Below are 13,392 nucleotides of genomic sequence, written 5' to 3'. Positions count from 1 at the left end.
AAGAAACCGGTTCCGATCCGACTCACCACCGAGCGATTTCTCTTGCGATCGCTGGAACTAAGTGACGCAACCGAGCGGTTCGTCTCCTGGTTGGCGGACCCCGGTGTGATGAAGCCTCTCAACAAACCGACGAGCCAATTGACCGTCCAGCAGCTGGAGGCGATCATCCGAGCCGTCGACGGAATCAAGAACTTCCAGATCGGCATCTTTGAGCGTCGATCCAAAGCGCATGTTGGCAATTTCTACGCGAGCATTGACGACATTCATCAAACGGCGACCATTGATGTGATGATCGGCGACACCGGCTACTGGGGCAGCAAGGTCGTCAACGAGTGCCGCGCCGCCTTGCTCGATCATTTCTTTCGGGTGCGCGGTGTTGAGAAGGTCATCGGCCGTCCGCTCGTGCGCAACTTCCCGTCCGTTTTCAACTACAAGACGCAAGGTTGGCATCTGGAAGGCATCCTGAAGGAGCAGTGGAGATCGTTCTATGGCGAGGGACGGTTGGATCAGTACCAGTTCTGCATGCTGAAGGATGAATGGCGGTCCCGCCGGCAGGCCGACCAGGCAAAGGCCAAGCCCAAGAAAGGTGACCGGAAGAAAGCTGCAGCACGCCGGCGCTCTTGATGGCACTTTTCAGCCAATCGTGTGTCTCTCGCCTCCAACTGGCTTCGATACGCCGGTTTCCTCCGGTTGTCTCACAACGTCCACATTCTGTGGACAAGCTGATGGCCAGACGCGTGGCGGGGACCGTCAGTCGGGCCAGAGCGCTGTCCCAAAGGGATGTTATCCCGATGCACCGCAGGTCCGGCACCTGGCCACATGGGCCGGATGGCGGGTTCTGTTATGATAGGCCGAGCGGATTGGCCTTACGGGATCAGGGCTAGGGAGTGCGTGTGACGACGTATCGAAACGGGCATTCGACCGAGAGATTGGGCAAGAAGCCTATTTGGCGCCGGCACGGCAGTTGCTGGGGTTTGGTGCTTGCGCTTCTGTCTGGCGTGATCGGTTTCGCAGTAAGCAGCCCAATCGTTGCGAGCAAAGCGCGCGCGGTAGAGCCCTACTTCTGTATCGAGCTGGTCTTGTCGAGGAACTGGCCGGCGGCGCAGTTCTATTGCGACGCCGCCGCGATGCCCGACAACACGGGCGTGGTGTTGGCCGAGGGCATTGCCTACTTCTTTGGCGCGCAAGACGCCGGCGATGTCGCCCATGCCGGCCGCCTGTGGCGCGGCCTGCCGCCGTTGGCTGACGAGGGTGAGTGGCGCAATGTTGCCGGCGTCTACGATGCCGAGATCGACATCGTCGAGCGCGAAGCCGCGACCCTCAATCGGCTCGCGCAATACAAGCTTGGTGTGCTGCACGAGACAGGCCACCTGACGACCGCCGACCCACCGGTCGCCGTGTTCCGTTATCAGCAAGCCGCCAATGCCGGCCTGCCGGAAGCCCACATCGCGCTTGCCCGCTTGTTTCAGCACGGCATCGGTGTTGAGGCAGACCCGGTTGCCGCGCAACAGCACTTGTTGGCGGCCATCGAAGCGCGCCCGGCTCTGCGACTTCCTGCCCGACCGGCACCAAGCGAGGCCGTGGCCGATGCAAGTTCCGTCGAAGAACCCATTGGGACAGCCGTATCCAGCGGCGGAAGCAACACTGAAGGTGGCATCCTGGCCGCCATAACCGGTGATGACGAGAACACCCAGAGTGTCGTTGAGTCGAACGACACCCAAACGGACGACACCCAGATTGCGGCGATTGACCCCAACATGTCGGAGGCGGAGCTGGAAGCGCTGGAGACCTCGATCGTGACGGGACAGTTACGCCGGAGAACGATTGTCGGTGACGCGGCCGGGCAGGGGACCGTGGATGGTGACAGCAATGATGTCGACGTCGAGCCGGTCGGCGAGACCACAATCGCCGCCGCCGTACCCGACGACGACGCATCGACCAGCGATGGCGATCGTGAAACCGATACCGGAATTGGTGCCGGTATCTTGGCGGGCCTTTTGGGCAGCGGTGACTCGGTAAATGACGACGAGATCGAGTCGGACGAGCAAGCCGTGGTCCAGCTATGGGATACCGATTCTGGGGTTGCGATCGTGCCGCCTGAGGCATCGGCCGGCGCGGCGGATGTCGAGGGCGAGTCCGAGACGTCCGGGGTGTCCATTCAGTCCGATAGCGCCGTTGCCGACGGCGAAACGGCAGACACGGATTCACGATGGGCGCCGCCTGCCGAGGTCGCGGCGCTGTACTATCCCAAAGAGCCGTTGGAAGAGACGTCAACCGATCTTGCGCCCACGGCTCCTTCGAGCTCCGCCAGCAGTGGTCAGACCGTCGGAAGCGGTGAGTCAGTTAGTGTAACGACCGGTCGCCTTGATACGCGCCAGGTCGATGATGGGCCGAACTTCTCCTGCGCCGACACGGCGACCGGCGCGACAATGGCCATGCCGGTCATTCGCGAAGAAGGCGACCTCGGTGATGAGCCGTCCGAGATAGATCAACAACCGGGCGAGCCGCTAAGCGCAGATCAGCTTGCGTCGTTGGAGGCCGGTTTCCGCGCGAAAGCGGCGGGCGACTTCGACGGCGCGCTTGCAGCGTGGGAGCCGCTTGCCGTGGATGGCTTGCCGACGGCGCAGTATCTCGTGGGTTTATTGTATCTGACCGGCGATGCGCTGCCGCGCAACCTCCGTGCGGCCTATGCCTGGTTCAGCCTGGCCGGTGACCGCGGCCATCAACTGGCGAACTGCGAACGACTTCGCTTGGCCGAGCGCCTTTCACCCGATGATATCGCCCTGGCGAACGATCTGGCCGGGACGCTGGCGCCGATTCCTTAGGGACAGCAGATCGGTTCCGACCGATAGGTCGCCAACAACGATCGGCCCAACGACGGCACGGGCGATCGGGTTCGCGTCAGTTAGAACAGTGGCTCTAGGGAACTGGAGCCGGCCAAGGCGGGGCCGGGGTCTGTTTATGGTGAGACAGTCTCGTCGCCCTCGGTCCACGCCCAGGTCGTGTTGCTGGGAATGGACGTCTGAGGCGCGTCCGCTTGGGCCGTTGTTACCTCGACATCCGAGCACATCATCATCTCGACCGGAAAACTATTGCCCGGCAGACAGACGGGCTGAACGCTGCAGACCTTTTCCGTCTGCGATGACATGGCAACCCCGGTCTGCACGCCCGTGACCACGGACTCATCTCCGTCGGCATCGGTCTCGGCCACGACCTTGTCGGTTTCGGCGTCCGCGGAAACCTCGATCGGTGTGCCGGCATTGCCGCCGCGGGACTCGATCTCGACGTCCTCCTTCGAGGCGCTTCCTTGCGGCCCGCCATCGATCATCGCCAAACAGCTTTCGGATACCTGGTCATCAAGGCCGCTCAGGGCCTCCATGACGTTGGGCGCCTGGCTGGCGGCGGTTTGAGACGGATCGACCATGGCATCCAGAACCATGCCGGCAGCGGTCATACCCAGCGTCGCAGGGTCGCAAGCCGCCGTTGTCAGCAACACGGTCGTTGCTGCGGGAATAATAAGGGAGCGCATGGCCAGGACTATACGCTAGAGCCCCTACCAAGTCTGATGGGTATAGGTCTTAGCCCCTTTGCCTTGGTGATAAGCCAAGAGTTCTATCTTTCGAGCAGAATTTGCTCTTAAGAGGTAGAGGTCCCGTTTGTAGTAGGCCTCCCGATACTTGATTTACGACCCATGCCCACAATCGTTTTTTCTCCGCCCTTGGTAGATTACTTCGCGCCCCAGGTATGAGCCGGCGGCGATTTGGACAGACAACATAGTGGGTGACGGCGATGGCGAACATCAACCTTAAGGAAATGTATGCCATCGCGGCGCAGCACTATTTGGCCGGCCATCACGAAAAGGCCGCCGCGACCTACCGCCGGATCCTTAAGATTGAGCCTGACCGTGCCGACGCAGTTCATCTGCTCGGCAAAATCGAGTTTGCGCGACGCAAGTTCGACACGGCCCTCGAGCTGTTCGAGCGCTGCCTCGACATGGTGTCCGACGATGATCTGAAACTGTTGACGGCGTCGCACCGGATGCGCGGCGAGGTGCTGCGGTCGCTGGGCCGCCACGCCGATGCCGTCGAAGCCTGCCGCATGGCTCTCAGCCTGCAACCCGATAGCACGCCGGCGCTGATCAGCATGGGTGCCGCGCTGCGCGGCCTCGGCCGTTTGGACGATGCGCTGGCTTGCCTTGACTGTGTCATCAAGCTTGAGCCGGAAATGGCGGTGGCTCATAACAACCGCGGCAACGTGCTGCGCGAGATGGGCCGTTCGGCCGAGGCCATCGCGTCCTATCGCCACGCGCTCGCCATCAACCCTCGCATGATCGAGGCGCACAACAACCTTGCCAACGAGCTGCGCAATCTGGGCGAACTCGAAGAGGCGATCGCGTCATACGAACAGGCCCTGAGCATGCGCCCGGACGATCCGGTCTTTCTGGTCAACCTGTTCAATGTCCTGAGCTACGCCTGCGCATGGGAGCGTCGCGCTTGGGTCGCCAACCGGCTCGCCAAGGTCACCGAAGACCAGGTCCAACGGGGCGCTCTTGTTACGGAAACGCCGTTTCTGTGTACCCTTCGAACCGACGATCCCGCGCTACTGTACGATATGGGATCGGCCGCGACCGTCGCGGCATCGCGTAAGGCGCCGACGCAACGTAGCGATTGGCACAAGACCGTTCCCACGCCGAAGGCATCGGATCGGCTGCGTGTCGGCTACTTCATCGACGGCTTGGACAATCAGCCGGCGCGCCGAAAGCTGCAGACGCTGGCACAGAGCCACGATCGCGACCGCTTCGCCGTTTTTGCTTATTGCTGCGGCAACGAGCTGAACCGTCAAAGTCAAATAGAGCGCGTGTGCGATGGCTACACGAACCTGAGGCAGTTGGACGATGTCGAGGCCGCCAAGCGTATCGCCGCGGATGGCCTCGACGTCTTGGTCGACCTGTCCGGTCACCAGCCTGGCGGCCGCCTGGGTATCGTTGCCCAGCGCCCGGCGCCGGTCCAGCTGACGTGGCCCAATCTGGTCGTGACCACCGGACCGTCGTGTGCCGATTTCATGGTCACGGACAATGTGACGGTGCCGCCGGCCAACGCGGAGCACTTTGGCGAGTCTCTGCTTTACCTGCCGGCCGGTCACCAGGTGTTAGGGCACGAATCACTGCCGATCCCGGCGCGCCCCGATCGTCAGTCACTTGGCTTGCCGAGCGAAGGAACCGTCTTTGCCTGTTTCGGCCGGGCGTTGCGTTTCGACCCCGAGGCTTTTGACTGTTGGATGAAGATCCTGGCCGCCCTGCCTGACAGCGTCCTGTGGTTGGGTCGCATGAATCGATTGACGGTGACAAATCTGCGAGCAGCCGCGGCAGCATCCGGCATCGATCCCGACCGGCTGATTATCGCTGGACGCTCGCGCGCCAAAACATCCCATCTCAGCCGTCTGGCCTGCGTCGACGTCTGGTTGGATACCCACAAGCAAAGCAGCGACATGGCGTTGATGGATGCCCTGTGGGCCGGTGTTCCCGCCATTACGTTCGCGGGCAATACGGCGCCGTCGCGCGCCGGCGCCAGCCTCATGAAGGCGGCCGGTCAGGATGGTTTGGTCGTCAATGGGCCGCGCGACTATGTCGCCCTTGCGATCGACCTGGCGCGCCAGCCGGAGCGGCGCGCTCAGATCACTGCGAACCTGGTTGCCGGACGCGATGCCGGTGCTCTGTTCGACAAAGCAGTCGTGATCAGCCGGTTCGAGCAGATGCTGGAGCGTGTTGCCGGGCGTGAACCCGAACTCGCGATGCTTGAGACGAAGCTGCCGAGCCATGCGGGCGTTGCCGGCTCGGCTATCTGACCGCAGCGCTGTCCGTGCCGGACTGGACACGGTTTGCGGAGCCACACCGTTCGACTAACCCTTTCGTCTAGGGAGGGGCTATACCAATTCTCCGGGTTGGAGATTATGGTGAGGCATACCTTCAATGCTCGGAAGCGTAATCCTGAATCATGCTTCGCCAACGCGGGGTGATGGCGTCTAATCAGGCCACTTCGTAAGCGTCTTACGTCCCCACGAGCGCTTCGAAGACGATGCTTCTAGCATCTGAGAAAAGGCCCTCGCCGCTTCCCCGACCCCGACCTGCACCCGCGGCGGGGGCCGCTCTCTCCTCAGCTCCCATCTGTCGCGCTCAGGACCGTCTGCCCGACTCGGCCACCTCTGGCCGCACGCAAGACCGTCATTGGGTGCTCAAACCGCCCAACATGGATTGCGATTGTAAATCCATCAGGTAAAGACGCAGTTCGTGAAGATCGCGGTCGGTCTTCTGAAAAGACAGCCTCACCGGGTGGGCGGTGGCAAACCACTCGCGCAGGCGAAGGTGCGACCAGTCGACCACCTGCACGACCTTGCCGAGATCACGCGCTTGACCTAAACCAACGGTTTCGCCCGGCATGACATGGCACGTGTTGCACTGCTCATCCGCCAGGGACCTGCCGAAGTTGAGATCGGCGGCCATGAGGGTTGGGGAATGGAGGGCCGTCGTGGTCAAGCCCGCAAGAATCAACAGGAAAGCGCGCAAACCGGGCATGGAGTTCTACCTTCGATCCATAAAGATTGCTTTTCGTGTGATCGCCGACATGGACCCTGGTGAAAGATACGGTTATCCGTTGTGACGGGATGATTGAACCTCGCCCGGCTGGCAGTTTACGGCAGAGTTCGGCGCCGGGCACTAACCCTTCAGTCTTGTTGCGTTTCACTACCTTGGACTTGTGGTACGTAAGGATTTGTTCGTAAGTATCAATGTGACATCGGCTGGTCAGAAGTATTACCCGCGAATAATCGACATGAAGCCGTTTGCTTTCTCGATCAACACGGCGCGAACCAACACACTCGGCGCAATCCGGTGTAAATGATGACGGAGGAGACACTATGAAGCTGTTTGGCTCGATCGGGGCTTTCTCGATCGTGAATAGACGAATTCAGTCGATCGCTGCGACGGCGCTGCTGGCCGCGGGCATCTCGATGGCGGCGGACACCGACTCCGCCCAGGCGCAGGATATCGTGCCGGACACGTGGACCGTGGACTGTCAGGCGCCTAAGTGTGTCCTTTACTACGTGACCGCCGGCATGCGGCTCTATATCGGCGAAGAGTTGGAAGGCGACCGCCTCCTGATGGAGATCCGCTTGGGCCCGTCGCTGCCAGGGACGCCCGTCACCATGCGTATCGATACCGGTTATAGCGCCGGCTTGATTGTGACCGAGTGCGCCGACGAAACTAATTGCCGTTTGATTCTTGACATCAGCGAGAACGAGCAGCTGATCGAACAGCTCAAGCAAGGCGGTGATGGCATGACCGCCTATGTCATCGACGAAGGTCAGACGATCATCTTGGTGCCGTTCACGCTAAGTGGCTTCACCGCCGCCTATAACGAACTGATGTCTGGTGGCTAAGAAAGTCGTCGGCGGTACGCACCAGCGTGCCGCCTGATCGACTCCTTCTACGTTCATCATGCCGGATCGTCGCGTTTTCATTGTCAACGATCAAAGGAATGTCCGGGTTCTGCTCGAGACACTCCTGACATCGTCGGGTTACTCACCGGTCTGCTATGACGCTGGCCGGGCGTTCCTGCACGACTTGCCGCGCCTGAAACGAGGCATGGTGTTGCTGGATGTCCGTCTGCCCGACATTGACGGCCTGGAAGTGCTCGCGCGGATCCGCGAGGAGAACACCAGCCTCAAGGTGATCATGATGACCGGCCATGCCGACGTGCCGGCGGCCGTGCGGGCCATGCAGGAGGGCGCCGTCGATTTCATCGAAAAGCCGTTCTCCCAGGATGCCCTTCTATCGAGCCTCGAGCGTGCTTCCAGCGCACGGCAAAAGGCTGCCGGTACCGCCAAGAACACCTCGACGATGGATCGGCTCTCGCCGCGAGAGCGGCAGGTCCTGCAGGGCATCGTCGCGGGCAAGACCAACAAGCTGATCGCCCGGGATCTGGGCATCAGCCATCGCACGGTCGAGGCCCACCGAGCGCGCCTGATGATGAAGTCCGGCGCGGACTCGGTTGCCGACCTCGTTCGAATTGCTCTCCAGGGCTAGAGTTCGACGGGCGTCTAGGAATCAGACCAAAACGCCGCCCCGCACATCCTTGTAGACGGCCAGATAGTCCTGAACCTGCACCAGGGGCCGTTTCGACCACCAGAAGTTCTCCAAGACGAACGTCGTGATTTCGCGCCGCTGGTCCAGGCTGTAGTTGTGGACGTGTGGATAGAGCATGATCATCCAGACGACGGCCATGTACTGCTCGAAATCATCGACGAAGAACTGGACCTCGCTGGTTCTGGACGCGAGCTGGGCGTCTGAAAGAGCAGGGCTCTCGGCCAACACATCACGAAACGCCAGCAGGTCCTGGTCGTTGCGGTGACCGAAGAATCTGTCCGCGAAGTGATTGTAGAGCCAGGTGGTGGTGCCCGGACGCGGCGTCGATGACATCAGCGCCAGGTGAAGCGCGCCCTTGGGTGCCAAGAGGCCCTTGTAGAGGTTCTCCATCAGCGGCGCCCAGGTCGACTTGTCACTGTAGTAGAGCGAGTGGTGGAGCGTGATCAGATCAAAGCGCTCGCCACCCAGGCGCTTGTCCAAGGTACGCTTGGCATCCCGCGGCGTTGCAAACGACGTCGCGTAGTCCCCGACAACCGTCGTTACGCCCTCGATCAACTGGCGTTTGATGCGCCGATCGACCACCGCAAGAGCGGTCTCGTCGATATCAAACAAGTAGAGGCCGCCCTTGAACGCGGCTTCGAGGATGCGGAACTGTGGTTCGTCGCTGCAGCCAAGGGCCAGCGCGCGCAGCGGCAGCGAGAGCGGCACCGTCTTGTTGATGCTGCGGATAACCTTGCTCAGCGAGTCCGCGACATCAGCCTTTTCGTTGGTATGGCGCGACCAGATCTTGTTCTGCTGGTATGTGGTTGAATCTGCGGCGGCTATGCCCCGATCGATCAGCTCTCTTTCGTAGCTTTTCAACATCGTCTTGCTCCCGTTTCTTATTTTTCTGAAATGTGGGGAGCATTGCGCTTTACGGCAAGACGAAATCGACTTGTCAGTTCATGGCCATTTTGTGTCTAGATGCACAGAGGTTTGGTCGGCGTTTAACTGATTACTTGAGCTGCTAGGCACATGCTGCAAAGACGGTGTTCAGTCATGACGCTGTGCTGGCTTACTCCAGTTCGGCGATCACCTGATCGGTCGTGCGCTGACGGCAGTAGCCTTTGATGACGTTCAGAGAATTGTCGTGACGCTCCTGGGAATAGGTCGCGCAAGCATCGCCGACCAGGGTGACGAGATAACCGAGGTCACAGGCATCGCGCACCGCGGACTCCACGCACTGATCGGTGATGAGCCCGCTGATCACCAACTGACGGACACCGAGATTGCGCAGGATGTAGTCGATATGGGTCGACACGAAGACGCTGGACGACGTCTTGGGCAGCCATATCTCGTCGTCGCTGGGCGCGATCTCGTCGATCACCTTGCCGTCCCACGACCCCTTGGGCACGTGGAACCCAGTGATTTTGTAATCCAGGCTGCGGTCGCGTCCGTCCTTGGTCAGGCTTTCGATGGTTGTGTACAAAACCTCGACACCAGCCTTGCGGCAGGCCGCCTGCAGACGCCGCATATTGGGCTTGGCTGTTTGGTCGAGCCTGTCGAAGTAGTAGCCGTAGCGCGCGTCGATGTCGGCCGCGGAAAGCCCGTTGAACTCGCTGCCTTCCGGGTGCGCGCAGAAGTTCTGCACATCGATGAAGAGAAGGGCCGATTGATTGGGTTCAAGAGGGATTTCGCGGCTTGGTTTGGCGGTGTCTGGCATGGCTGTGTTCCGACAAGGTGATGGGCGGTCGATCTAGTTGGCGCGCGGATAGATCCGTTCGGCGTTCTCGGTCGCGATCATCGCGACGATGCGGTCAGCCTCCTTCACGTTGCAGGAGTCCTCGGCAATCCAGCGGTCGAGATGCTGCTTAAGGGCGCGCCGGAACTGAAGCTGACCGAGATAGTAGAGTTCGGCCAGGCCGAACGCGTCGGAGCTATAAAGCTGTTTGTAGAACGGACCCATTTCAAGCGCTTCGCCCAGGATGTCCGCGGCCTGCGGACCGGCGAAGTTCAGGATGACGCCGACGTCGTAATAGACGTTCTGAAAGATCTCGGCGAGCCAGGCCGCCTCGCGCTGGAAGGGATAGTTGTGCAGCAGCGTGCATGGCACCTCCCAGCCTTCCATCGCGCGCAGGTAATCGGTGAAGTGACTGGGATCGCAGGCGTGCATGTAGATGTCGGGGTCGCCGAAGCCGACATGGATCTGCAGCGGCAACTTGTGGTCCCGGCACAATTCGCCGCCGGCCCACAGGCCATGGCGGACAATCTCAACCTCGTTCAGGCGGAACTTGCCGGCTTCTTCCGAGGCCTTGTACCAGCGGTCGACACCGGTTTGGACGTCGCTTGACGACGGCGGTGTTTGATCGATGGCGAAGGTCACGCGGTAGGCGACGATGGTCTTCAGGCCGACCGCGGTCCGCGCGCGTGCCGCCAGTTCTTCCGTGAACGCGTTCGGGAAATCGCCGGCGGAAACACCGCTTCGCGCCACCTCTTCGGCGACGGCTTCGATACGCACGACCTCGTGCGCCGGCCTGTCGGAGAGCTCCGCCATCATCGGCGGGTCGGCGATGTCGTCGCTGCGATGGCCGGTGTCGACCAGCAGGCTCTCCATGCCACAGGCCCGCAAGAGGCGCTTGTTCACCTCTTCGGCGCCCAGCGCACGGCGGCGCTCGACATAGGCTTCGCCGCTGCAGAAGGGTTCGAGGTCGAGCAATGGCGCGCACCAGCGCCGCACCACCAGGCCGAGCGGTTTGTCGAACTGGGACGTACCCGGCGGCGGCGGCTTGTAGCTCTCGCTCATCAACGCCTCAAACGTGGTGAGATCCAGGTCGCTGGGAACGACGCCGTGGCAGTGGTGGTCGATCAGGGGCAGGTCGACATTGGGTTCAGTAGGCATAGCGGTACCTCTCACACATGGCTTCGGGGCTTTGATCGGCGAACATCGCGCTCTCGAACCGTTTCAGGGACGTGTAGGCCTCAATCATGGTCGGCGTGAACCAGCCCATCACAGTCTCGTCGCCGGCGAACGCATCAAGGGCTTCGTCCAGTGATTGCGGCAAGGCGTCGATGCCGAGCTCCTGTCGCTCGGCGTCGCTCAGATCAGCGGGATCGCGGTCGAGCATGGGCGGCAGCGGAAGTTTGCCCCGGATGCCCTCAAGACCCGCGCGCACGATCGCGCCCAGGGCCAGATAGGGGCTTGCTGTCGCGTCGGTCGCGCGGAATTCGATATTGAAGGCCGCGCCACGCTCGGCGGGGTCGTGTTTGGGCGAGGGGCAGATGCGGATTGCGGCCTCGCGGTTTTGAACGCCAACGGTGTTGTAGCCGCAACTCCAGTGATGCGGACCAAGCCTGAGGTAGGAGACCAGGCTCGGCGCGGTCAGCGCCGTCAAGGCCGCCATGTGCCGCGAGATGCCGGCGATGAAGTGCGCGGCGACGTCGCTCAACTCTCCTGCACCGTTGGGGTCGTAGGCGGCGGCATTGCCATCGCTATCGCGAAAGCTCATGTGCAGATGACAGCCGTTGCCGACACCATCGGGCGTCGGTTTAGGTGTCACCGAGGCATGCAGGCCGGAGCGCCGGGCAATCTCTCGCAGGATTTCCCGCGTCACGACCACGCGGTCCGCGCCGGCGACACCTGGCGCCGGTCCACAACTGATCTCGTACTGGCTCAGGCCATACTCCGGCTCGACGGTTTCCAGATCGACGCCGGCGCTATTCAAGGCGGTCACCAGGCGCTCGATGAACGGTGCCACCTGGCGTGCGCTGCTAAGCGAGAAGGGGGGAACCCAGGGCCCGTCGCCACCAGTCAGCAAGAACTCGTTCTCGTAGGCCGAATACAACGTCAGTCCGGTCTCGATCTTCAGATCATCAAGTGCGGCGATCAGGAAGCTGCGCGTACAGCATTCCCAAGGGCTGCCGTCGGCGTTCAGTGAGTTGCACAGGACGAAGTCCAGCGCCGGCCAATCGCCGTCGGCGTCAAGGTGAACCTGGGTCGCGGGGTCCGGCGTCTGGCGCAGTTCGGTCATCGGCCCCCACGGGTTCGGCGCGATATCCTCGAACGGTGTCAGCGATTGACCCGCCGCAGCCCAGCCCAACCCGTGTTCTCGACGGCTCTCGTACGCGCGCTTCGGCACACCGCGTGTGCGCGTTAGCCCGACCAGGTCGTTCCAAACCAGATAGACGACATCCCCCTCGCTCATAACCTAGCTCTGTCCCCCGTCGTCTTCCTGTTCGCTCCAGGTCGACCCGGAGCGCAGCTCCTCGAGCACCTCGATGCGTTGCTTGATCGATGTTCCCATGCGCGCGACCAGCGCGGCCAGCAATGTTTCAGCAACGGCCAGGGACGAGACCAGAGAGTCATAGGGTGACGGCGCCTCGACGCTCGCCGTCAGCACATGATCGGCGAAATCGGCAATCGGTGACAGCCAGGGATCGGTGACCAGGACGATCGTCACGCCACGCTTGGAGGCTCGATGGGCGAACTCCACCGTATCCTTCTGATATCGGCGCAGGTCGAAGACGATCAGGACGTCGCGTCGGCCCATGTCGAGCAGGCTGTCGTTACGCTGCCCACCTTCCGGCGCGATAGTCCGGCAGTTCGGCCGAAACTGGAAGAGATCGGAGAAAAGCGCAGTCGCGCAGGTCTGAGACGAACGCCCGCCGGTCGTCCAGATCGGGCGGCGCTGATCGGCCAACAGCTCCACAACCGCCTCGATCTCGGCGCGCGGCAGGTTGGCAAAGGTCGCGTCGAGCGCCCGTACGAAGGTCTGATGGGCCTGTTCGACAACGTCCTTTGGTTTGGTGTCCGACCGCCGACGCTTGTACATGCGAAGCGGTGAATCAATACGCGCGGCAAGATCCTGGCGCAGCGCCTTCTGGAACTCCGGATAGCCGGCGAAGCCGAGCTTGGTGGCAAAGCGCACGACGGTTGGACCGCTGACCTGGGTGCGCTGGGCCAGTTCGGCAACGGTGTCGAAACCGGCCATCATGTTGGTGGCGAACAGTGCGCGCGCGACCTTGCGTTCGGACGGTGTCAGTTCGGCTGAACGCTGGTGAATCATCTCACCCAGCGTCGTGCGATCGGCGTCTTTGTCCGCTGTGGAGGCCATGTAACAAGCATTACAAAACCGTTCAGGCTGGTCAATCATGTAACATCGCGCTTGACGGCCTAAACGGCAGGTCCCTATCGTTGTTCCATAACCAACCGTTAACAAGGCGGGGGCAAAGGGGTGGGGCAACCGGCTGCCGGCAACGGGTCATCAGCGGGGCCG

At 61.7% G+C, this 13,392-nt stretch carries 12 protein-coding genes; 5 read left to right on the top strand and 7 right to left on the bottom strand.

What is annotated here, in order from left to right; all coding sequences use genetic code 11:
* The first annotated feature begins 42 nt into the window (after positions 1–42).
* The gene (locus AAF563_13620; GenBank protein ID MEM7122317.1) at positions 43–624 is read left to right on the top strand and encodes a GNAT family protein; all 582 of its coding nucleotides are present in this window, start codon (positions 43–45) and stop codon (positions 622–624) included.
* 269 nt (positions 625–893) lie between these two features.
* Positions 894–2,825, top strand: a complete 1,932-nt coding sequence (locus AAF563_13615; protein MEM7122316.1) for a hypothetical protein — start codon at positions 894–896, stop codon at positions 2,823–2,825.
* Positions 2,826–2,959: 134 nt separating this feature from the next.
* On the opposite strand, the gene AAF563_13610 is transcribed toward AAF563_13615, so the two are convergent.
* A complete protein-coding gene (locus tag AAF563_13610) occupies positions 2,960–3,529 on the bottom strand; it encodes a hypothetical protein (protein ID MEM7122315.1) in 570 nt (189 codons plus the stop codon).
* A gap of 260 nt (positions 3,530–3,789) precedes the next feature.
* Here AAF563_13610 and AAF563_13605 point away from each other — a divergent pair, with 260 nt between their 5' ends.
* Positions 3,790–5,844, top strand: a complete 2,055-nt coding sequence (locus tag AAF563_13605) for a tetratricopeptide repeat protein (protein ID MEM7122314.1) — start codon at positions 3,790–3,792, stop codon at positions 5,842–5,844.
* A gap of 376 nt (positions 5,845–6,220) precedes the next feature.
* Here AAF563_13605 and AAF563_13600 read toward each other — a convergent pair whose 3' ends face one another.
* Positions 6,221–6,571, bottom strand: a complete 351-nt coding sequence (locus tag AAF563_13600; protein MEM7122313.1) for a hypothetical protein — start codon at positions 6,569–6,571, stop codon at positions 6,221–6,223.
* Between the two features lie 341 nt (positions 6,572–6,912).
* On the opposite strand from AAF563_13600, the gene AAF563_13595 reads away from it, so the two are divergent.
* Positions 6,913–7,434 carry an invasion associated locus B family protein gene (locus AAF563_13595; protein MEM7122312.1) on the top strand — a complete coding sequence of 174 codons (522 nt, stop codon included), beginning with the start codon at positions 6,913–6,915 and terminating at the stop codon, positions 7,432–7,434.
* A gap of 58 nt (positions 7,435–7,492) precedes the next feature.
* Positions 7,493–8,080, top strand: a complete 588-nt coding sequence (locus AAF563_13590; protein ID MEM7122311.1) for a response regulator — start codon at positions 7,493–7,495, stop codon at positions 8,078–8,080.
* A gap of 21 nt (positions 8,081–8,101) precedes the next feature.
* Here the strand turns inward: AAF563_13590 and AAF563_13585 are convergent, their stop codons facing one another.
* The 5 genes from AAF563_13585 to AAF563_13565 all read right to left on the bottom strand — a co-directional run bounded on the left by AAF563_13585 (position 8,102) and on the right by AAF563_13565 (position 13,230).
* A complete protein-coding gene (locus AAF563_13585; GenBank protein MEM7122310.1) occupies positions 8,102–9,004 on the bottom strand; it encodes a class I SAM-dependent methyltransferase in 903 nt (300 codons plus the stop codon).
* Between the two features lie 190 nt (positions 9,005–9,194).
* Positions 9,195–9,842, bottom strand: a complete 648-nt coding sequence (locus AAF563_13580) for an isochorismatase family cysteine hydrolase (protein ID MEM7122309.1) — start codon at positions 9,840–9,842, stop codon at positions 9,195–9,197.
* A gap of 33 nt (positions 9,843–9,875) precedes the next feature.
* Positions 9,876–11,018 (bottom strand): amidohydrolase family protein, encoded by a 1,143-nt coding sequence (locus AAF563_13575; protein ID MEM7122308.1) that lies wholly within the window; start codon positions 11,016–11,018, stop codon positions 9,876–9,878.
* The gene (locus tag AAF563_13570) at positions 11,008–12,321 is read right to left on the bottom strand and encodes a glutamine synthetase family protein (GenBank protein MEM7122307.1); all 1,314 of its coding nucleotides are present in this window, start codon (positions 12,319–12,321) and stop codon (positions 11,008–11,010) included. The genes AAF563_13575 and AAF563_13570 overlap by 11 nt, the downstream gene beginning before the upstream one ends.
* A gap of 3 nt (positions 12,322–12,324) precedes the next feature.
* Positions 12,325–13,230 (bottom strand): MurR/RpiR family transcriptional regulator, encoded by a 906-nt coding sequence (locus AAF563_13565; GenBank protein ID MEM7122306.1) that lies wholly within the window; start codon positions 13,228–13,230, stop codon positions 12,325–12,327.
* Positions 13,231–13,392 lie beyond the last annotated feature (162 nt).

Source organism: Pseudomonadota bacterium (genome assembly GCA_039028155.1).
In the GTDB taxonomy this organism is placed as follows: Bacteria; Pseudomonadota; Alphaproteobacteria; order SP197; family SP197; genus JANQGO01.
Note: the sequence above shows the minus strand (reverse complement) of the source record. Positions and strands in the feature narration are given on the sequence as shown.

Coding starts and splice junctions, on each gene's coding strand:
- AAF563_13610 (MEM7122315.1), bottom strand. CDS start 3,529: ATGCGCTCCCTTATTATTCCCGCAGCAACGACCGTGTTGCTGACAACG.
- AAF563_13605 (MEM7122314.1), top strand. CDS start 3,790: ATGGCGAACATCAACCTTAAGGAAATGTATGCCATCGCGGCGCAGCAC.
- AAF563_13600 (MEM7122313.1), bottom strand. CDS start 6,571: ATGCCCGGTTTGCGCGCTTTCCTGTTGATTCTTGCGGGCTTGACCACG.
- AAF563_13595 (MEM7122312.1), top strand. CDS start 6,913: ATGAAGCTGTTTGGCTCGATCGGGGCTTTCTCGATCGTGAATAGACGA.
- AAF563_13590 (MEM7122311.1), top strand. CDS start 7,493: ATGCCGGATCGTCGCGTTTTCATTGTCAACGATCAAAGGAATGTCCGG.
- AAF563_13585 (MEM7122310.1), bottom strand. CDS start 9,004: ATGTTGAAAAGCTACGAAAGAGAGCTGATCGATCGGGGCATAGCCGCC.
- AAF563_13580 (MEM7122309.1), bottom strand. CDS start 9,842: ATGCCAGACACCGCCAAACCAAGCCGCGAAATCCCTCTTGAACCCAAT.
- AAF563_13575 (MEM7122308.1), bottom strand. CDS start 11,018: ATGCCTACTGAACCCAATGTCGACCTGCCCCTGATCGACCACCACTGC.
- AAF563_13570 (MEM7122307.1), bottom strand. CDS start 12,321: ATGAGCGAGGGGGATGTCGTCTATCTGGTTTGGAACGACCTGGTCGGG.
- AAF563_13565 (MEM7122306.1), bottom strand. CDS start 13,230: ATGGCCTCCACAGCGGACAAAGACGCCGATCGCACGACGCTGGGTGAG.